This is a genomic window from Burkholderia sp. SRS-25, assembly GCF_004343765.1.
In the GTDB taxonomy this organism is placed as follows: domain Bacteria; phylum Pseudomonadota; class Gammaproteobacteria; order Burkholderiales; family Burkholderiaceae; genus Burkholderia; species Burkholderia contaminans.
On record NZ_PTXM01000007.1, the window covers coordinates 223575 to 242324 of the forward strand.

Consider the following 18750-nt stretch of genomic DNA (forward strand, 5'->3'; position numbering starts at 1 on the left):
ACTGGAGCCTTCGATGACGAACGCACCGCTGCATCTTCAACCCGCTGTCGCAGAATCGCTCGACAAGTGGCATGCAATGATCGAGCGCAAGGATTTTGGCGCGCTGGATGCGATCGTCCACCCGGACGCCGTGTTCCGTTCGCCGATGGCGTTCAAGCCCTATGGGCCGGCGCCCGCGCTATTGCTGGCGCTGCGCACGGTAATCACGATTCTCCAGGATTTCACCTACTACCGGCAGTTCGTCACCGACGACGGCAAGAGCGTGGTGCTGGAGTTCAGCGCGGCCATCGGCGACAAGGCGCTGAAGGGGATCGACATGATCCGCTTCGACGACGAAGGGCGGATCGTCGAATTCGAGGTCATGATCCGGCCGTTCAATGCGCTGCAGGCGCTCGGTGCCGAAATGGGCGCGCGGCTCGCGCAGCAGTTGCCGGCGTTCAAGGTCGGCGGCTGAGCGGGGCGATTGCGGGAATCCGGCCGCGCAGGCTTTCGATCGCCGTCTTGACGGTGGTGCGTGCCAGCGCGCGTTCGGATTCGGTTGCGCCCGCAACATTCCACGTCACGACGTGGCGGATCACGCGGCGCACTCCGCGGGATTGAGCACGAAGTCGTATTCGAGCGTATAGAACGGCGTGTCCATGCGCGAGCCGTCCGGTGCGATGCCGGGCGCGTGCCGGACCCAGTCGGCGACGAGCGTCGACCGTACGCCGAACACCGCATCGGAGTCGAGATAGCGGTCGCCGTCGCGGAACACGTGCGTGATCAGCGTTTCGTAACCGCGCGCCTCGATCATGAAGTGCAGGTGCGCGGGGCGCCAAGGATGACGGCCGAGCGCGTCGAGCATCGCGCCGACGGGGCCGTCGTGCGGAATCGGATACGGTTCGGCGAGGATCGAGCGGAATGCGTAACGGCCGTCGGCATCAGTGCGCAGCCGGCCGCGCGCGCGGTGCGTGACCGAGCCGTCGTCGGCCGGACGCTGCACGTCGTAGTGCCCGTCCTCGTCGGCTTGCCAGACTTCCAGCGACGCGTGCGCGATCGGCAGGCCGTCGATGCCGCGCACATGGCCCGACACGAAGCATGGCTCGCCGCAGGCGCCGTTCGCGATGTCGTCGAACATCCCGAAGTCGCGGCTGCCTTCGACATAGAACGGACCGAATACGGTCGCCTCCGTGCAGCCGGCCGGCTTCGCGTGATTCTGCGCGGTGACGAGAGTCGATAGCCCGAGCACGTCGGACAGCAGGATGAACTCCTGGCGCTTGTCGTCGGTGATGTGACCCACCGCCGTCAGGAAGCCGATCGCGCTTTGCCATTCGGCCTCGGTGAGCTTCGTCTCCCGTGCAAACGCGTGCACGTGCTGGACGAGGCTGGTCATCACCGTGCGCAACCGCTCGTCGCGACAGCCGCCCAGCGACGCGATCACGGCCTGTGTGATGGTGTCTTCGTCGAGATTGCGCATAGGGGGTGTCTCCTGATGTCGTTGGATAGCGCGCTGACGTAACATTAATTCCTCCTTGAATCGTAAAAAAGATGGTTTGGGGGAGTTTTGTTCTCCGGCAGGTGGAAGAATCGAGCGCATGGACAAGTGGACGCAGATCGAATTTTTCGTGCAGGTGGCCGAGTTGGGCAGCCTGTCGAAGGCCGCCGAGCGGCTCGGAATGTCGAGCGCGGCGGCGAGCCGCTGCCTGAACGCGCTGGAGGAGCGGCTGGGTGCGCGGCTTGTCGAGCGCACCACGCGGCGCCTGTGGCTGACCGACGCCGGGCATGAATACCACCGGCGTTGTGTGGCAATCCTGATGGAACTGTCGGAGGCCGATGCGGCGGTCAACGAAGCGAGCGTCAATCCGGCCGGCACGCTGCGCGTGACCGCGTCGGTATCGTTCGCGTCGATCTATATCGCGCCCGCGTTGCCGGAGTTTCACCGGCGCTACCCGAACCTGAACGTGCAGATCGTCGCGGCGAACCGCTATCCGGATTTCATCGAGGCCGGCATCGACGTGGCGATCCGCACGCGCGAGCATGAGGCGGATTCGGGCATCACCGTGCGCAAGCTTGCCGAGACGCGGCGCGTGCTGGCCGCGTCGCCCGGGTATCTGGCGAAGCACGGCGCGCCGACGACGCCCGATGCACTGTGCGACCACCGGCTGCTGGTCTACAACCTCGCGAACGATCCGTACGTGCTGCATTTCCGCCACGGCGCGAAGAAGCAATCGGTCACGATCAAGAGCGTGCTCGATGCGAACGAAGGGCAGGTGATCCGCGCGGCGGCGCTTGCCGGGCTCGGCATTCTGATCCAGCCGCTCTACATCATTCACGACGATATCGTCGCGGGGAAGCTGGTGCCGATCCTCACCGACTGGCAACTGCCGGCGCTCACCGTCAACATCGCGTACCAGAGCCGCCGTCACCAGCCGGCGAAGATCCGCGTGTTCACCGAGTTCCTGATCGAGCGCTTCGAACGCCTCGGGCTCGCGCGCAAATGGAAGGAAGTCGGCCGTTGATTGCAGGCCGGCGCCAAGGCCGCGTCGGACTGCTTTCGCGAGCAAGCGGTCGCGATCGGCCCGCAACTGCGCTACATGTGTGCGCCGGCGTCGATCGTGGTCGTGAAATGCCAGCACGCGTTCGCGGTGCACAACCGGCCGGAACAACCTGACAAAATCCTGACGAATCAAGATGATATATTGTATCATCTGACGTTTGCGGCGCCGGCGGGCTGCCGGGCACGGCCCCGTGCGACGCCACCACCCGAAGATCGATACGACGTGACGAAAACCAGACATACCCCGGCGCGCGGGGAGCGGCACCGCGCCGCATCGCGCCGGAACGCCGACGCCTGGCGCGTTCGCGCGGCACGCGGCTGCACGACCTTGCTGGGTTGCGCGATGGCGACCTCCGGTGCGTTGGCTGCCGAAGTGGCCGCACCCGCACCGGACGAGCGGCATGCGCTGCCGGCGATCAACGTCAGCACGCGATCCGCACCGGCCGACCCGCTGACGCAACCGCTCGAAACGGGCTCGCGGCTCGGGCTCGCGAGCCTCGACACGCCCGCGAGCGTCGAGACGGTCACGGCCGACACGATCGACGCGCGCGGCGATCGCACGGTGCTCGACGCGGTGACGCGCACCGCGGGGTTCTCGAGTGCGATGGCGCCCGGCACGGGTGGCACCGCGTTGAGCGTGCGCGGTTTCCGCGGGCAGGAATCGGTGATGACGCTGCTCGACGGCGTGCGGCTGACGCCGGCCGCCGACACGATCACGTTCCCGTTCGATACGTGGTCGGTCGAGCGCATCGAGGTGCTGCGCGGCCCGGCGTCGGTGCTGTACGGTGAAGGGGCGATCGGTGGCGTCGTGAACGTGGTGCCGAAGCGGCCGCAGCGCACGAGAGAAACGACACTGCAGGTTGGTGTCGGCCCCGACGGCGCGAAGCGCGCCGCGTTCGATACGACGGGCGCGCTTGGCCCGCGGCTGTCGTATCGCTTCCATGCGAGCGACGCACGCGCGAACGGTCTCGCCGAGCGGGCCGATACGCACACGACGGCCGTCGGCGGCGCGCTGAAGTTCGACGCGAGCCCGAAGCTCACGCTGACGCTCGACTTCGACTATGGCCGCCAGATGCCGGCGACCTACCATGGCGTGCCGGTGCCGAACGGCGTGCTCGATCCGTCGCTGCGCAAGGTCAACTACAACGTCGGCGATGCATCGATTTCCTATTACGACCAGTGGACGCGCCTGTCGGCCAGCTACCGGCCGGCGGCCGGCGTGACGATCGACAATCAGCTCTACTACCTGACGTCGAATCGCCAGTGGCGCAATGCCGAATCGTATGCGCTCGATGTCGCGACGGGCCTCGTCACCCGAAGCGACTATCTCGACATCGGCCACCATCAGCGGCAGATCGGCGACCGGCTGAGCGCACGCTTCGACGGCACGCTGTTCGGCCGCGCGAACCGCTTCGTCGTCGGCACGGAATTCAGCCAGATCACGTTCAGCGGGACCAACAATTCGCCGTACGGCGGCGAATCGACGGTGCCCGCGCGCGGCTTCGATCCCGGCGTGTTCACGAGCCCCGACCCGACGGTGCCGCAGTTCGGCACGCGGGCGCGGCAGGCCGCGGTGTTCGCCGAGAACCGGCTCGAAGTGCTGCCGCGGCTCGCGTGGGTGAGCGGCCTGCGCTACGACCATATCGCGTTCAGCCGCGAGCAGGCGGCAACCGGCGCCGGCTTCGACAAGCGCTTCGCGAACGTCGGCTGGCGCACGGGCTTCGTGTTCGAGGTCGCGCCGACGCTCAGCGCGTATGCGCAGTACACGACGGGCGCGGAGGGCCTCGGCTCGCTCGTGACGCTGTCCGCTTCGCAGGCGAACTACCGGCTCGCGACCGGCGAACAGTGGGAAGCCGGCGTCAAGCAGACGCTGCTCGACGGCCGTGCATACTGGACGTTCGCCGTGTACGACATCACGAAGCGCAACCTGCTGAGCGCCGACCCGTTCAATCCCGCGCTGCGCCAGCAGGTCGGCAGGCAATCGTCGCGCGGCATCGAGCTGACGGGCGGCGCGCGGCTGCCGCACGGCTGGACAGTCGATGCGAACGTCGCGCTGCTGCGCGCGCGCTATGACGTGTTCAACCAGAAGGTCGGCAGCGCGACGGTGTCGCGCGCCGGCAATGCGCCGGCCAACGTGCCGCAGCAGACGGCGAACCTGTGGCTCGGCTGGGCGTTTGCCGAGCGCTGGCAGGCGAACGCGGGCGTGCGCTACGTCGGCGCGACCTATGGCGACGACGCGAACCGCGTGCAGGTGCCGTCGTACACGGTGTTCGACGCGTCGCTGCACTGGCAGCCCACGTCGCGCACCGAGCTGGCGCTGACCTTGCGCAACCTCGCGAACCGCACGTATGCGGTGACGACGTCGAACGGCGGCGAGCAATGGCTGCTCGGCCCGTCGCGCTCGGCGGAGCTCGTCGCGACGATGCGCTTCTGATGCGGCGCGACGAGCCTCCCGTGAAGCACATGCTCGACATCGAACGCGTGAGCTGGTCTCCCGGCGGGGCGATCATCGTGCTCGATTCGGTGACGTTGAGCGTGGCCGAAGGCGAGTTCGTCGGGCTGGTCGGCCCGAACGGCAGCGGCAAGACGAGCCTGCTGCGCTGCGTGTTCCGTTACGCGCGGCCCGATGCCGGCCGCGTCGCGCTCGATGCGCAGGACGTGTGGCGCATGCGGCCGCGCGCGGTCGCGCAGCGCATCGCGGTGCTGCAGCAGGAGACGCCGGACGATTTCGGACTGACGGTCGACGAACTGGTCGGCATGGGGCGCACGCCGCACCAGAGGCCATTCGATGCGGAGACGGCGGACGATCGCCGGATCGTCGAATCCGCGCTGCACGACGTCGGGCTCGTCGAACGCCGTGCGCAACGCTTCGCGTCGCTGTCGGGCGGCGAGAAGCAGCGCGCGCTGCTGGCCCGCGCACTTGCTCAGCAACCCGAACTGCTGCTGCTCGACGAACCGACCAACCATCTCGACCTGCGCCATCAGCTCGAACTGCTCGCGCGCGTGCGGCGCCTCGGCATCGCGACGCTCGCCACGATTCACGACCTCAATCTCGCGGCCGCGTATTGCGACCGGCTCCACGTGCTCGCGCACGGCAGGGTCGTCGCGTCGGGCACGCCCGCCGACGTGCTGACCGAAACGCTGCTGCGCGACGTGTTCGGTGTCGTCGCGCTCGTCGATCGCCATCCCGTCACGGGCCGGCCGCGCATTACGCCGCTTCATCCGGAATGACCGCCATGCCGATTCCTGTCTTGTCGTCCGCTTTGTCTTCTGCTTTATCGCCCGTTTTCCGCCGGCTGGTTGCCGCGACCGTGCTCGGCTGCGCAGCCGCCCAGGCGGGAGCCTATCCCGTCACCGTGCGCAGCTGCGATCGCGACGTGACGTTCGAGCGCGCGCCGACGCGTGCCGTGAGCAACGACGTGAACCTGACCGAGATGATGCTCGTGCTGGGCCTGAAGGACCGGCTCGTCGGCTACACCGGCATCGGCGGCTGGAAAACGGGCACCGCGCGCGTGCGCGATGCGCTGCGCGGCGTGCCCGAACTGGCGAGCCAGTATCCGTCGCTCGAGGTGCTGGCGGCCGCGCGCGCGGATTTCTATCTCGCGGGCTGGAACTACGGGATGCATGTCGGCGGCCCGGTGACGCCCGCGACGCTCGCGCCATTCGGCATCCGGTCGTACGAGCTGACCGAATCGTGCTCGCACGTGATGAAGCAGGCGGCCGCATCGTTCGACGACCTGTTCCGCGACCTGAACAATCTCGGCCGGATCTTTGGCGTCGACGCGCGCGCCGCGCAGGTCGTCGCGTCGATGCGCACGCGTCTCGCGGCGGTGTCACGTGCGATCGGGCATCCGGCGCCGCTGCGCGTGTTCGTCTACGACAGCGGCACCGACAAGCCGATGACGGCCGGCGGACTCGCGATGCCGACCGCACTGCTGGCGGCGGCCGGGGCGCGCAACGTGATGGCCGACCTGCCGCGCAGCTGGACGCAGGTGAGCTGGGAAAGCGTGGTCGCGCGCGATCCGCAGGTGATCGTGATCGTCGACTATTCGGCCGTGACGGCCGCGCAGAAACAGCGGTTCCTGCTGAGCCAGCCGTCGCTCGCGCGCGTGGCCGCGATCCGCGACCGGCGCTTCATCGTGATTCCGTACGATGCGGCGACGCCGGGCCCCGAGAACGTCGCGGCCGTCGAGACGCTCGCCCGCGCGCTGTATCCGGCCGCGTTCGCCGGGCCGGCGCGATGAGCATGCACGTGCGTGCATCGCGGCCCGCCATGCGCGTGGTGCTGCCGGCGCTGGCGCTGCTGTTGATCGTGTCGATCGTCGCGTCGGCCGCGTTCGGGCCGGCGCCGATCGCGATGCCGGCGGCGGTGCGGATCGTCGCCATGCACATCGTGTCGGCGTTCGGTGACGCCGGCGCATTTGCGGCCGGGGCGGGCGACGACAGCATCGTCTGGCTGATCCGGATGCCGCGCGCGCTGCTGGCCGCGATCGTCGGCGCGACGCTGGCGGCGGTCGGCGTCGCGCTGCAGGCAGCGACCGCGAACCGCCTGGCCGATCCGCACCTGCTCGGCGTGAGCGCGGGCGCGATGCTCGGCGCTGTCGCGGTCACGATGATGGCCGGCGCGGCATTCGGCCCGTTCACGCTGTCGGCTGCCGCGTTCGCCGGCGCGCTTGCGGCGACCGCCTGCGTCGTCGCGCTCGCTTACCGGCGCGGCCGGCTCGAATCGGACCGTCTGCTGCTCGCGGGCGTATCGGTGTCGTTCATGATGGCCGCGTTCGGTAACCTGCTGCTGTATCTGGGCGACCAGCGCGCCGCGTCGTCGGTGCTGTTCTGGATGCTCGGCGGGGTCGGGCTCGCGCGCTGGGATCTGCTGCCGGTGCCGGCCGTATGCGCGGCGCTCGCCGGCGGCGCGTTGTACGCGCGCCGGCGCGAACTGAATGCGCTGATGTCGGGCGATGTTGCGGCGGCTGCGCTCGGTGTGCCGAGCGCGCGGATGCGGCGCGAGGTGTTCGTCGTCGCATCGTTCGCGACGGGCGCGATGGTGGCGGTGAGCGGGGCGATCGGCTTCGTCGGGCTCGTGACGCCGCATCTGTGCCGTCGCGTCGTCGGCGCCGAGCATGGCCGGCTGCTGCCGGTGGCCGCGTTGACCGGTGCGATCCTGCTCGTCTGGGCCGATGTGGCCGCCCGCACGCTCGCGGCGCCGGAGGATCTGCCGATCGGGATCGTGACCGCGATGTTCGGCAGCCTGTTCTTCGTTGCACTGCTGCGCCGCCGCTGAGCGGCGCGCAGGTCAGGCGAGGGCGGCCGGGGCGCCTCCGGCCGCGCGCTTCATTGCCGCGGGATGGCCATGCCGGTACTGCCGCCGAACGCGTCGGCATGCGTGAGGGCATCCGGCAAGTCGAACAGGTTGTCCGGCAGCGACAGCGCGGGCAGCGTGATCACGAAGCGTGCGCCGCCGAGCGGTGAATCCTCGAGCCGGACGTCACCGCCATGCACCTGTGCGACGCGCCGCACGATCGCCAGCCCCAGCCCGAAGCCGCCGGTCTGCCGGTCGCGGCTGGAGTCGAGCCGCTGGAACGGCTCGAACACGCGGGCGCGGTCGGCGGCCGGAATGCCGGGGCCATCGTCGTCGACGCTCAGCACGAGCGCGCCCGACGCGTTGCGCTCGGCGGCGAGCAGCACCGTGCGCGAGGCGTAGCGTGCGCCGTTGCGGATCAGGTTCAGCAATGCGCGCGCGACCAGCTTCGGGTCGCACACGTGGGTCGCGGGTGCACCGAGCGTCGACACGTCGAGCGTGATGCCGCGATCGGCGATGTCGTCCGCGACGTTGCCTGCTACGCTGTCGAGCAGCGCATCGACGACGACTTCCATCGGCGCGAGCTGGCTCGCGCCTTGTTCGAGCCGGCCGATCGTGAGCAGCTCGGTGACGAGCTCGTCGAGTTCGCGCACGTCGCGCCGCAGCGCATCGCGGCGTTCGCGCATCCGTCCCGTTTCGTCAGCTTCCGCGAGCAGCGCGAGCCCGAATTCGAGCCGTGCGAGCGGCGTCTTCAGCTCGTGCGAGATGCCGTGCATCATTTCGCGCTGCTGCTTGATCGACGCCTCGATGCGCTCGGCCATGTCGTTGAACTGCTGCGACAACTCGTAGATGTTCGACTTGCCGGACAGCTTCACGCGCGTCGACAGCGTACCGGCGCCGAATGCGCGTGCGGCTTCCTGCAGCCTGCGCAGGTCGCGCCAGTGATAGTGGATCCACAGCACCACCGCGAACAGCGTGCTGAGCGCGAGCAGCATGTACGCATAGATCCTGATGTCGAGGCTGAATGCTTCGATCGGCCGCGCATGCAGCACCGAACCATCTGCGAGCGGCATGTAGTAATCCTTGGCGTCGTAGCTGATCGCGATCAGGCCGGCGTCGAGATCGCGCAACGGCTCGCCGCTCAACTGCGCGCGGGCGGTGGCCATCGGCATGAAGTCGAACCGTTCATTGCCGTGTTTCGCGAGCTCGCGCAGCGCCAGCTTGCGCTGCTCGCCCGGATGGCGTTCGAGGTAGTCGTTGAGCACGAACGCGTAGGTCGTCAACGCGTCGCGTTCCGCCTGCGCGCTGCGATCGTAGAAGATCCGGTCGAACGACAGCTGGATGAAGATGATCGACGCAGCGACGAACAGGATCACGACGAGGTACAGCCGAATCAATGGGCGGAGCATTTATTCGTCCCACGCAGAAGGGCTGAACAGGTAGCCGCGGCCCCAGATCGTCTTGATCTTGTGCGGCTCCGACGACGCATCCTCAAAGCGGCGGCGCAGCTTCGAGATGCCGGAATCGACCGAGCGGTCGAGTCCGTCGAACTCGATCCCGCGCAGCTGCTTCAGGATGTCGTCGCGGCTCAGCACGGTGCCGGCCGCGCGGGCGAGGATCAGCAGCAGGTTGAATTCGGCGGTCTTCAGGTCGACCGGCTCGCCGCGCCACGTGACGGTGCGGTTCGGCGGCGAGATCGCCAGTTCGCCGAACACGAGCGCTTCGGGCGCGGCCACCGGCGCTTCCGCGGCGGCCGGCTGCGCACGGCGCAGCAGCGCGCGGGCGCGGGCGACCAGCACGCGCGGTTCGATCGGCTTCGTCACGTAGTCGTCGGCGCCCGTCTCGAGGCCCGCGACCTGGTCGTAGACGTCCAGGCGCGCGGTCAGGATCAGCACGGGGACGTTGGTGAACGCGCGGATGCGCCGGCAGACTTCCATGCCGTCGAGGTTCGGCAGCATCAGGTCGAGTATCACGAGGGCCGGCTGGTGTTCGCGCACCGCGGCGACGGCGAGGTCGCCGCGTCGCACGACCGTCACCGCGAATTCATAGCCGTCGAGGTATTCGCGGACGAGCTGGGCCAGGCGGTCGTCGTCTTCGATCAGCAGTACACGGTATTTGAGTGGGTCTTCGTTCATGGTCTCCTCGGGGCGCACGCGCGAACTCACGCCCTGGCAAGCCGGTGCGTGGCGCGGCACGCGAATTCTATCCGGCGCACCGAAGGCCGGGGGAGCGGGGCGACAATCTCGAACAATCGAACACAATTGAGCACAGATTCCCCGAATATTCAGGACAGTCGCGGCGCAGGGGGGCACCTAGACTGCGGGCTCCGTCACTCTTATCTCAATATTGTGCGCCCAATACTCCGCCGCTACCGCTACTGCATGCCGCTCGCCGGCCTGACCCTCGCCGCCGCCGCTCACGCGGAAAACCAGTATTCGCTGTCGCTTGGTGGTGGTTTCGCGCCGCGCTACCCGGGCAGCAACCAGTATCGCGGCGTCGTCGCACCGGGTTTCTCTGCGAAGCTCGGCAAGGGCTTCTTCATCGACAGCACCCAGGGCGCGGGCTACCGGCTGGACCTGCCGCATGGCGCGTTCGTGTCGGCGGCGGTGAGCTACGACGCGGGTCGAGCCGACGAGAACCGCTTCGACATGCCGGGCTCCGACTACCTGAAGGGCATGGGCCGGGTTCCGGGCTCGGTGCTGGTGGGCGTGCGCGCGGGCGTGACGTTGTTCAACGCGGCGGAACTGAGCGTCACGATCGACTCACCCGTGACGCACACGTCGCGCGGCGTGTCGGGGCACATGGATCTCGCGGTGCCGGTGTTCAAGACCGCGCAGCACGAGATCATCGTGACGGGCACCGTGCATGCGGGCTCGGGGCGCTACACGCAGACGTTCTACGGCGTGACCGATGCGCAGTCGATGACGAGCCGGTTCCGGCCTTATTCGACGAGCGGCGGGATCGACAGTGCGTCGATGGCGGTCGCGTGGAACTGGACGCTGTCGCAGCACTGGTCGGTGCTCGCGACCGGCGGCGTGACGCGGCTGCTCGGCCGCTACGGCGACAGCCCGATCGTCCAGTCGCGCAGCAACTACTATGGCATCGTGGGCGCGACCTACAAGTTCTGAGCAGCCGTCCGGCGAGTCGAGTGGCTTGAAGCGAACATCCCGGGGCGTGCCGGTTACGACCATGGCGTCGAGCGAGATGAGGCGCTTGTGCGTGCCGTCACGCCGTGCACGTGCGGTAACATGCAGGCGGCTTCGGCGGCAGGCCGAGGCGGCAACGCCGGCGCGCCGAAGCGGCATGGCCGGCGAGCGCGAAGCCGCGGTTCGCCGGCCGGCATTCGTCCGGAAACGGCCGGCGCGTGCGGAACCGATCATGCATGCAACGCGCGTTCGGCGCTGGCATGCGTGCATGACCATGAAACCGGGATCCACCGGGCGAGAAAGGGAGAATCCGATGAAGAAGACGATCGCGATGATGATGGCGCTGGTTGCGGGCGCAACGTTTGCGGGATGCACGGACATGAAGACGAAGAACGCGACCGCGGGCGGCATGGTGATGAGTGGCGAGCCGGCACGCACGTCGCAGGTCTGCAAGGCAGACGCGGGGCCGGACGACGCGCTGGTCGGCAAGACCGAGGCCGATGCGGCGGCGCAACTGGACGGCTGCCTGTGGCGCGTGCTCGAACGCGACGGCAAGTCGCTGCCCGGCACGATGGATTACCGGCAGGAACGCCGCAATCTCGGCATTCGCGACGGCAAGGTGATCTGGGTGCGGCGCGGGTGAGCGGTGTGGTCGGTGGCGGCGTGCGTGCGGGTACGCGCGTGAAAGTTGTCGGCATGTGTGCGGCGCCCGGCATTGACGTGTCTGCAAAGAGCTCGACGCCGTCCAGGGCAGGCGCCCGCGGGCTGACACTGGCGGCGCTGGTCGTGCTCGGCGTGCTGGCCGGATGCGGACGACATGACGACGCAGCGTCGTCGGCGCGTCGCACCGTTTGCATCACCGGCTATAACGAGTACACCCGCAAGCTTCACGAGTTCTGGCTCGACAACGAACACCGGTCGGGATGCTTCGGCAATCCTTCTGCACGGGAGGCAGGCGAGGCCTTCGGCGGTGGGGGCGGGTTCGCCTGCGGCTGCCAGGTGACGCCGGGGCAAGCAGCGAAGCTGGCGTGGGTGTTCGCGCAACCGTTGGACGAGATCGAGCGCGGCGTCGCGGCGGAGCACAGGACGATCGACGTGACGATTCCACAGCCGGAATCGCCGACGTCGCGCTATCTGCGCGTGTATTTCAGGAAGAACGGCACGGCCGAACTGCAATGGGTGGACGACATGAACGCGCCCAAGCTACCGCCGACCGTGGCGAAATGATCGCCGCGCGACGCGTGCGATCGGCGGTGCGCTACTTCGAGATGTACCACAGCGCATCCGCGCTCGCCCGCGAAGGCTGAGCGGCTGCAGCCGGCACCTGGGCCGGCGCGGGCGGCGGCGTGTTCGACGTGATCGCGGTCGGCAGCGTGGCCGGAATGTTCGCGGTCGACGGCGAGGCCGCCGTGGTTCCCGACGTCGACGGCGTATTCACGTACCACAGCGCATCGGCCGACGCCGTGCGCTTTGCCGCTGTCGTGGTCGTTGCCGCCGGATTGGCCGCCGCATTCGCCGCCGTGTTCGCCGGCTTTTTCGATCCGGCGGTCGGAGTTGCGCCCCCCGTCCCGCCCTGCGCCGTCATGCCGGCGCCATTGCCCGCGCCACGTTGCGCACGCGCCTCGAACGGCCCGAGCTGGAAGATTAACGTTTGCGCGGGGCGCGTCAGGACGGCATACGGAAACTGCAGCTCCCACGACATCAGCACGCGCCCGGACGACGTCTCGGTGAAGATCGCCGGCACGTGTTTCATGTCGCTGAACTGCACATAGATCCGCGCGCCGTCGTCGAATACCTGGGTCGGCTTCGCCTGATCCGCGCCCGTGACCGTCCATCCGAAGTTGTACGAGCCGGCCGGCCCGGCGGGGCCGCCCTGCGGCGGCGGAGGCGGTGGGGCCGGCGAAATCGTGCGCGGGCGCGTGACCCCCTGGGGAGCGGAGACGCTCAGGCTGGCGAACGGGTTGTACGCCTGGGCCTGTTGCGGCGGCGTGAAGGACGGAGGAAGGATGGGCATGGGAGTATCCGGCGAATCCGGCATGGTCCGGATTGCATCATAGACCTTGCGCGCATACGCGAGGCGCTTGTCGGGCGATGCGGAGTTGTACGCGCCGATCGCGTTCCAGTTGGCGCCGAGCTGGCGAATGTTCTGCGACAGGATCCACGCGCCGACATACGCGTTCGTGCACGCATCGAACAGGCTTTCCCGCGTGATGCCTTCGCGCGCGAGCGTCGGCAGCCAGGTGCTGTTGATCTGCATCAGGCCGATGTCGACCGTGCCGTTCGTGTTGGTGTTGACGGCGCGCGGATTCATGCCCGATTCGACCTGCGCGATGCCGCGCATCAGGCTCACGCTCACGTGCTGGAACGCGGCCGCGTCGTCGAGGCAATCGGCCCGTGCGATACCGTACAGCGCGCACGACATCGCAATCGTCGCGGCGATTTTCAGCGTAGCTCGGCTGATCGAACGGGTTGTATGACGCGGCATGGCAGGATGGGGCGGAATCCGTCCGCCCGATGCAAGGAAATTACGCAGACGCGAAGTGTGCCATAGCGGGCAGGCAAATGGCTCACGTCAAACTTTCCTTTGCATTTGCCCATGCGTTCGCCACGCATTTTTATCGCGTCCGATCACGGGGTTCGATGACGCATTATCGGTAAAAATGGCCGGATTTTCGCGCGAATGCCGGCGGTAGTGGCAGCGCGGGAATACTGACGCGCCGCGTCATTCGCATTGGGAAATCGGTGCTGAGTCAAACCGGACGGAAATCGGGCGGCAGTCGATATCCGGGTTGAAATGGGTGAAGAAAAGGCGATTCGAAAACATCGGCGGCCGATACCGCCGTTTGGGTCAAGTGCGGATTCGACCGGCCGCGCGGCGCGCAGCCGGCCGTCTTGCATCAGAAGCGGTGACGCAGCCCGAGGTTGACCATCGTCTGCGAGCTCGTGCCCGCATAGCCGTACGAACCGATCGACGCCTGCGCGGCCATCGAGCCGCCGTTGCCGTCGCCGGTCTGGCCGCTTGCGTGCTGGTACGCGGCGGTCAGGTAGACGTCGGTGCGCTTCGACAGGTTGTAGTCCGCGCCGGCCGATACCTGGTGATAGGTGGCCGACGTGTCGCCGCCCGAGCGCGTGTAGCTGTAGCCGACGCCGACCAGCAGCGCATTGGTCGCCTGGTAGTTCACGAAGCCTTGCCCCGTGTTGTAGTGCTCGTTCGAGCCGAACACCGAGCTTCCGTCGCGGCGGTACTGCGCGTTGCTGTAGCCGAGGCCGACCGTGAACGGCCCGGCGACGTACTGGCCCGCGATGCGTGCGATGCCGATCGAATGCGCGCTCGCATAGCCGCTGTTGACCGGGCCGTCGAACGTGCCGTCCGACGAGCTGGTCCAGCCGCTGCGCACGGTGTTCGACGCCGGGCTGTTGGTCGTATGGAAGTAGCCGCCCGCGACGCTGAACGGGCCGTTGGCGTACGACACGGCGGCCGAATACGAATTCGCGGCGCCGGTGCTGCCGGCGATGCCGCCGAACGAGTACATCGCCGAGAACTGCAGGCCCGAATAGACGGCCGACGTGTACTTCACCGCGTTGTCGACGCGGAAGCTGTTGTCGTAGTTGTCGACGTCGCCCGCCGTCGCGAACACGCTGCCGAGATAGTTGTCGGCGGTGATGCCCTGCACGAGATCGACGAGCGGATCGTACTGGCGGCCGAACGTGAGCGTGCCGTAGCGGTCGCTCGTCAGGCCGACGAACGCCTGCCGGCCGAACATGCGGCCGCCCTGGCCCATCCGGCCGTTGCTCGGGTCGAAGCCGTTCTCGAGCTGGAACAGCGCCTTCAGCCCGCCGCCGAGATCCTCGGTGCCTTTCACGCCCCAGCGGCTGCCGGCCAGGTTGCCCGCACTGCTGTTGCCGAGCATCCACGCGTTGTCCTTGCTCTGCGCATGGTTCACGTAGGTGATCGATGTGTCGATCACGCCATACAGCGTGACGCTCGACTGCGCATTCGCGGCGGGTATCGCCGCGAATGACGCGACGGAAATCAGCGAGAGGGTCGTGCGTTTCATGTCATCTCCTTGCGCATTGGCGTGTGTTCGTGATCCGGAATGGCAGGAGACTACCGAGCCCGATTAAAACGGTAAAAATGAAATTCTCTTTTGTGGCCTGACGCAGACAGGGATGTCCTTCGGTTGCTGCGATCGGGGGATTTGAATTGTTGAAAATTGCGTATCAATCGATTGGCATTTCGCGATTCAGCCATATCGGCTTGCATATCTCGCGATAATTTCCCGCAATTCAGGGAGGAATTGAGACGGCCGGGATATTGTTATCGATCCGTCAAATAACTATTTAATGGATCGAATTGGCCCGGGTGTAATGAATGTGTTAATTACGCGGCGCACGCGTCCGGAGACGGCCTCGCGGTGGGTGACCGGTTCTTCATCGTTGACGCTGCTTGCATGGCGCACCGTGCGTGTGCCGCGCCGGCGTGACCGTCAGCGCCGCGCTGCCCGCCGGCGCACGGCAGCCACCACGGCGCACCGGAACGCCGGTCGCCGATCTGGTTTTGTATGTGGTAATCATTCTCATTTCGACGCGGCCGTCGACTGGGCGGCCGGGAGGCGCTGATCTTCAACGTCGGCGCTACGCCGACTGCCGCGCCGCCGCCTCGATCAGTTGCGCGAGCATTTGCGCCGGCTCCGACATCGTGCGCCGGGCGCGATGCACGAGCCCGATGTCGCGGTGGAACGTGTGATGCCCGAGGTCGATCGCGCGTACGCCGGCCGGCCAGCGGCGATACACGGCGGTCTGCGGGACGATCGCGACGCCGACGCCGTTCCCGACCAGCTTGACGATCGCGTCGAGCTCGTCGAGTTCGCAGGTGTCGCGCACCGCGATATGCATCTTCCTCAGAAAGCGGTCGACCTGGCGGCCGCCGAACGACGCGCGGTCGTAGCGCACGAACGGCTCGCGCGCGAGCAGTTCGGCCCAGTCCTTGCCCTTCACGCTGCGCGGCACGATCAGCCGGAACGGTTCCTGCACGAGGGTCGTCCAGTGCAGGTCGCTCTGCAGCGAAAAGGGCGGCCGGATGATCGCGGCCATGTCGATCTCGCCCACATCGACACGGTTGACCAGTTCGATCGACAGCCCCGGTATCACGCGCGTGCGGCACGCGGGATGCCGGCGATGGAAATCGGCGAGCGCGGCCGGCAGCAACGCACTCTGTACCGATGCGATCGCGCCGATCGTCACGCGCACGGCGGCCGGCGAGCCGGGCGACGTCGAGCTCAGGTTCTCGTACAGGCCGATCAGCGCCTGCGCCTGGTCGAGCACGTGATGCCCCATCTCGTTGAGCCGCGCCGACCGGCCTTGCCGGTCGAACAGCGCGAAGCCGAGCTCGGCTTCGAGCCGCTGCATCTGTGCGCTGACGGCCGCCTGCGTGAGCCCGATACGGTTGCCGGCCGCGGCGAACGTGCCTTCCCGGGCGACGGCGACGAGGGTTTTCAGTTCGCGGATCATTCATCAATTTCGTTTGTGAATGATGCAACTATATATTGATTTAATTTCTGATCGACCTTGACTACCATGGTGCCGTCCTCGCGCCACGCGAGCGTTCCATCACGAGGCCATCATGAGTCTTTCCCCGTTTCACCTGGCGATTCCCGTCTACGACCTGCCGGCCGCGCGCGATTTCTACGGCCGTGTGTTCGGGCTGGCAGAAGGGCGCTCGAGCGCGCAGTGGGTCGACTTCGACTTCTACGGGCATCAGCTCGTGATTCACGAACATCCGAAGACCGCGTCGCAGGAAGGCGCGCATACGAACGCGGTGGACGGTCACGACGTGCCGGTGCCGCATTTCGGGATCGTGCTCGACTGGCCGAGCTGGGAAGCACTGGCCGAGCGGCTGAAGTCGTTCGGCGTGACCTTCGTGATCGAGCCGTATGTGCGGTTCCAGGGGCAGGTCGGCGAACAGGCGACGATGTTCCTGTTCGACCCGTGCGGCAATGCGCTCGAGTTCAAGGCGTTCCGCGATATCGGCCAGTTGTTCGCGAAGTGACCGTCGGCGCCGTCGGCGCCGATCGAAATTGGGTGCGAGAATGCAGCCGCCGGCCCGGTTGCGCGGCTGCGCACCGGACGGCGCCGCGCCGCACGGCATCCGTCCGTGCGAGCCGTTCTCCAAGGAACCCGTATGGACAGTCACATCGCTCCGGTGGAGCTGAAGAAGGCCTACCGTCTCCTCAACCACGGCCCGACCGTGCTCGTGTCGGCCCGCCATGACGGCGTCGACAACGTGATGGCCGCCGCCTGGGCGTGCGCGCTGGACTTCCTGCCGCCGAAGCTGACGGTCGTGCTCGACAAGACCGCGAAGACGCGCGAGCTCGTCGAGCGCAGCGGCACGTTCGTGATCCAGGTGCCGACGGCCGCGCAGCTTCGGCTCACGCATGCGGTTGGCAGCCACAGTCTCGCGGAGCGCCCCGACAAGCTGCGCGAAGCGGGTGTCACGCTGTTCGACGTCGAAGGCCACGACCTGCCGTTCGTCGCCGGCTGTTCGGGCTGGCTGGCGTGCAGGCTGATTCCGGAGCCGCACAACCAGCAGGCGTACGACCTGTTCATCGGCGAGGTGGTCGCGGCGTGGTCCGACACGCGTGTGTTTCGCGACGGCCACTGGTATTTCGAATCGGCCGATCCGGCGCTGCGCAGCCTGCACTACATCGCGGGCGGCAATTTCTATGCGATCGGCGAATCGCTGCACGTCGATCCGGACGCGAAGTAAGCGTCGGGCGGGCGACCGGTTCCGCCGATTCGGGCGCGCGGCTCACGCGCGCTTGTTCAATTCCGTCAGCATCGCTTCGGCGAACGCCTGCGCGACGCGCGGCAGCGTGCGGCCGCGCTTCGTGACGAGTGCGATCGGCCGCACGAACGCCGGGTCGTCGATCGGCTTCGCGACCAGGTCGGGCTCGGCGCGCACCTCGCGCGCGGTCGCCGGCAGGATCGTCACGCCGAGCCCGCCGCGCACCATCGCGACGGCCGTCATCATGTAGGTCGGCTCGCACGCGATGTCGGGCGTGCAGCCGGCCGCGTCCAGCGCGGCATCGACGACGCTGCGCACGCTCGTGCCCTGTGCGGTGAGCACGAGCGGCACGGCTGCGACGTCCGCAGTGGTCAAGCGGCGCTTGCGCGCGAGCGGATGATCCTTCGGGCACACGGCCACGAGCCGGTCGGCGCCCGCATACAGCACTTCCAGCGACGCATCGAAGGTGTCGCCCCCGGTCAAGCCGAGATCGGCTTCCTCGTTGCGCACGAGCGCGGTGACGAGGCTCGCGACGCCGTCGCGGATCTCGAAGCCCGCGCGCGGCACCTCGCGCCGAAACGACTGGATCAGCTCGGGCAGCACGCTGGACGCGAAGGTCGGCAGGCACGCGAGCCGCACCGTGCCGCTCGTGCCTTCGCCGAGCGCACGCGCATCGCGCAGCACGCGCTCCATGTCGTCGAGCGAGCGCTGGAGCAGCGGCAGCAGCTCGCGCCCGGTCTGCGTGAGCGCGACGCTGCGGCTGTTGCGGTCAAAGAGGCGCGCGCCGACGATCTCCTCGAGCCGGCGAATCTGCACGGTCAGCGCCGGCTGCGACAGGTGCAGGCGGGCGGCCGCGCGCGTGAAGTTGCCGGCCTGCGCGACGGTGACGAACGCGCGAATGTCGCGGAGATTCAGATCCATAACGGTTCGTGATTGCTGCGATCAAATCATTTCAATTGTGCTATCGCTGCGCCGACCTTACGCT

19 protein-coding genes are annotated in these 18750 nt (G+C 67.6%); 11 read left to right on the plus strand and 8 right to left on the minus strand.

Going from position 1 to position 18750, the window contains the following annotated elements; genetic code table 11:
* Nucleotides 1-13: 13 nt before the first annotated feature.
* Complete coding sequence (locus C5O79_RS11295) at nucleotides 14-454, plus strand: nuclear transport factor 2 family protein (protein ID WP_046545390.1); 441 nt, start codon at nucleotides 14-16, stop codon at nucleotides 452-454.
* On the opposite strand, the gene C5O79_RS11300 is transcribed toward C5O79_RS11295, so the two are convergent.
* Nucleotides 438-578 (minus strand): hypothetical protein, encoded by a 141-nt coding sequence (locus tag C5O79_RS11300; protein WP_226237889.1) that lies wholly within the window; start codon nucleotides 576-578, stop codon nucleotides 438-440. The two genes, C5O79_RS11295 and C5O79_RS11300, sit on opposite strands and share 17 nt — an antisense overlap.
* Nucleotides 575-1456: an intradiol ring-cleavage dioxygenase gene (locus C5O79_RS11305; protein WP_046545391.1), complete on the minus strand. Its 882-nt coding sequence runs from the start codon at nucleotides 1454-1456 to the stop codon at nucleotides 575-577. Before C5O79_RS11305 ends, C5O79_RS11300 begins: the two co-directional genes overlap by 4 nt.
* A 118-nt stretch (nucleotides 1457-1574) precedes the next feature.
* Here C5O79_RS11305 and C5O79_RS11310 point away from each other — a divergent pair, with 118 nt between their 5' ends.
* The 5 genes from C5O79_RS11310 to C5O79_RS11330 all read left to right on the plus strand — a co-directional run bounded on the left by C5O79_RS11310 (nucleotide 1575) and on the right by C5O79_RS11330 (nucleotide 7817).
* A complete protein-coding gene (locus C5O79_RS11310; protein WP_046545392.1) occupies nucleotides 1575-2498 on the plus strand; it encodes a LysR family transcriptional regulator in 924 nt (307 codons plus the stop codon).
* A gap of 381 nt (nucleotides 2499-2879) precedes the next feature.
* Nucleotides 2880-4970 carry a TonB-dependent receptor gene (locus C5O79_RS11315; protein WP_122474525.1) on the plus strand — a complete coding sequence of 697 codons (2091 nt, stop codon included), beginning with the start codon at nucleotides 2880-2882 and terminating at the stop codon, nucleotides 4968-4970.
* The gene (locus C5O79_RS11320) at nucleotides 4970-5767 is read left to right on the plus strand and encodes an ABC transporter ATP-binding protein (RefSeq protein ID WP_124619462.1); all 798 of its coding nucleotides are present in this window, start codon (nucleotides 4970-4972) and stop codon (nucleotides 5765-5767) included. The genes C5O79_RS11315 and C5O79_RS11320 overlap by 1 nt, the downstream gene beginning before the upstream one ends.
* Nucleotides 5764-6780 (plus strand): ABC transporter substrate-binding protein, encoded by a 1017-nt coding sequence (locus C5O79_RS11325; RefSeq protein ID WP_122473785.1) that lies wholly within the window; start codon nucleotides 5764-5766, stop codon nucleotides 6778-6780. The genes C5O79_RS11320 and C5O79_RS11325 overlap by 4 nt, the downstream gene beginning before the upstream one ends.
* Entirely contained in the window at nucleotides 6777-7817 is a 1041-nt protein-coding gene (locus C5O79_RS11330; RefSeq protein WP_163008967.1) for an iron ABC transporter permease, read from the plus strand. The genes C5O79_RS11325 and C5O79_RS11330 overlap by 4 nt, the downstream gene beginning before the upstream one ends.
* A gap of 50 nt (nucleotides 7818-7867) precedes the next feature.
* Here the strand turns inward: C5O79_RS11330 and C5O79_RS11335 are convergent, their stop codons facing one another.
* Nucleotides 7868-9244 (minus strand): ATP-binding protein, encoded by a 1377-nt coding sequence (locus C5O79_RS11335; protein WP_122473786.1) that lies wholly within the window; start codon nucleotides 9242-9244, stop codon nucleotides 7868-7870.
* Complete coding sequence (locus C5O79_RS11340) at nucleotides 9245-9970, minus strand: response regulator (protein WP_046545396.1); 726 nt, start codon at nucleotides 9968-9970, stop codon at nucleotides 9245-9247. It abuts the gene before it with no gap.
* A gap of 246 nt (nucleotides 9971-10216) precedes the next feature.
* On the opposite strand from C5O79_RS11340, the gene C5O79_RS11345 reads away from it, so the two are divergent.
* The 3 genes from C5O79_RS11345 to C5O79_RS11355 all read left to right on the plus strand — a co-directional run bounded on the left by C5O79_RS11345 (nucleotide 10217) and on the right by C5O79_RS11355 (nucleotide 12208).
* On the plus strand, nucleotides 10217-10963 hold the full coding sequence (locus tag C5O79_RS11345; protein WP_122473787.1) for a MipA/OmpV family protein: 747 nt from the start codon (nucleotides 10217-10219) through the stop codon (nucleotides 10961-10963).
* Nucleotides 10964-11294: 331 nt separating this feature from the next.
* Entirely contained in the window at nucleotides 11295-11624 is a 330-nt protein-coding gene (locus C5O79_RS11350; protein WP_122473789.1) for a hypothetical protein, read from the plus strand.
* A gap of 38 nt (nucleotides 11625-11662) precedes the next feature.
* Complete coding sequence (locus tag C5O79_RS11355; protein WP_235441923.1) at nucleotides 11663-12208, plus strand: hypothetical protein; 546 nt, start codon at nucleotides 11663-11665, stop codon at nucleotides 12206-12208.
* A gap of 31 nt (nucleotides 12209-12239) precedes the next feature.
* On the opposite strand, the gene C5O79_RS11360 is transcribed toward C5O79_RS11355, so the two are convergent.
* The 3 genes from C5O79_RS11360 to C5O79_RS11370 all read right to left on the minus strand — a co-directional run bounded on the left by C5O79_RS11360 (nucleotide 12240) and on the right by C5O79_RS11370 (nucleotide 16492).
* Nucleotides 12240-13466 carry a transglycosylase SLT domain-containing protein gene (locus tag C5O79_RS11360; protein ID WP_122473790.1) on the minus strand — a complete coding sequence of 409 codons (1227 nt, stop codon included), beginning with the start codon at nucleotides 13464-13466 and terminating at the stop codon, nucleotides 12240-12242.
* Between the two features lie 412 nt (nucleotides 13467-13878).
* Nucleotides 13879-15039 carry a porin gene (locus tag C5O79_RS11365; protein WP_122473791.1) on the minus strand — a complete coding sequence of 387 codons (1161 nt, stop codon included), beginning with the start codon at nucleotides 15037-15039 and terminating at the stop codon, nucleotides 13879-13881.
* A gap of 577 nt (nucleotides 15040-15616) precedes the next feature.
* Nucleotides 15617-16492: a LysR family transcriptional regulator gene (locus tag C5O79_RS11370; protein WP_122473792.1), complete on the minus strand. Its 876-nt coding sequence runs from the start codon at nucleotides 16490-16492 to the stop codon at nucleotides 15617-15619.
* A 112-nt stretch (nucleotides 16493-16604) separates the two neighbouring features.
* Here C5O79_RS11370 and C5O79_RS11375 point away from each other — a divergent pair, with 112 nt between their 5' ends.
* Both C5O79_RS11375 and C5O79_RS11380 read left to right on the plus strand, forming a co-directional pair.
* The gene (locus C5O79_RS11375; protein ID WP_011351673.1) at nucleotides 16605-17030 is read left to right on the plus strand and encodes a VOC family protein; all 426 of its coding nucleotides are present in this window, start codon (nucleotides 16605-16607) and stop codon (nucleotides 17028-17030) included.
* Between the two features lie 132 nt (nucleotides 17031-17162).
* Nucleotides 17163-17747, plus strand: a complete 585-nt coding sequence (locus C5O79_RS11380; protein WP_122473793.1) for a flavin reductase family protein — start codon at nucleotides 17163-17165, stop codon at nucleotides 17745-17747.
* 42 nt (nucleotides 17748-17789) lie between these two features.
* On the opposite strand, the gene C5O79_RS11385 is transcribed toward C5O79_RS11380, so the two are convergent.
* Entirely contained in the window at nucleotides 17790-18686 is an 897-nt protein-coding gene (locus C5O79_RS11385) for a LysR family transcriptional regulator (protein ID WP_122473794.1), read from the minus strand.
* Nucleotides 18687-18750: the final 64 nt, after the last annotated feature.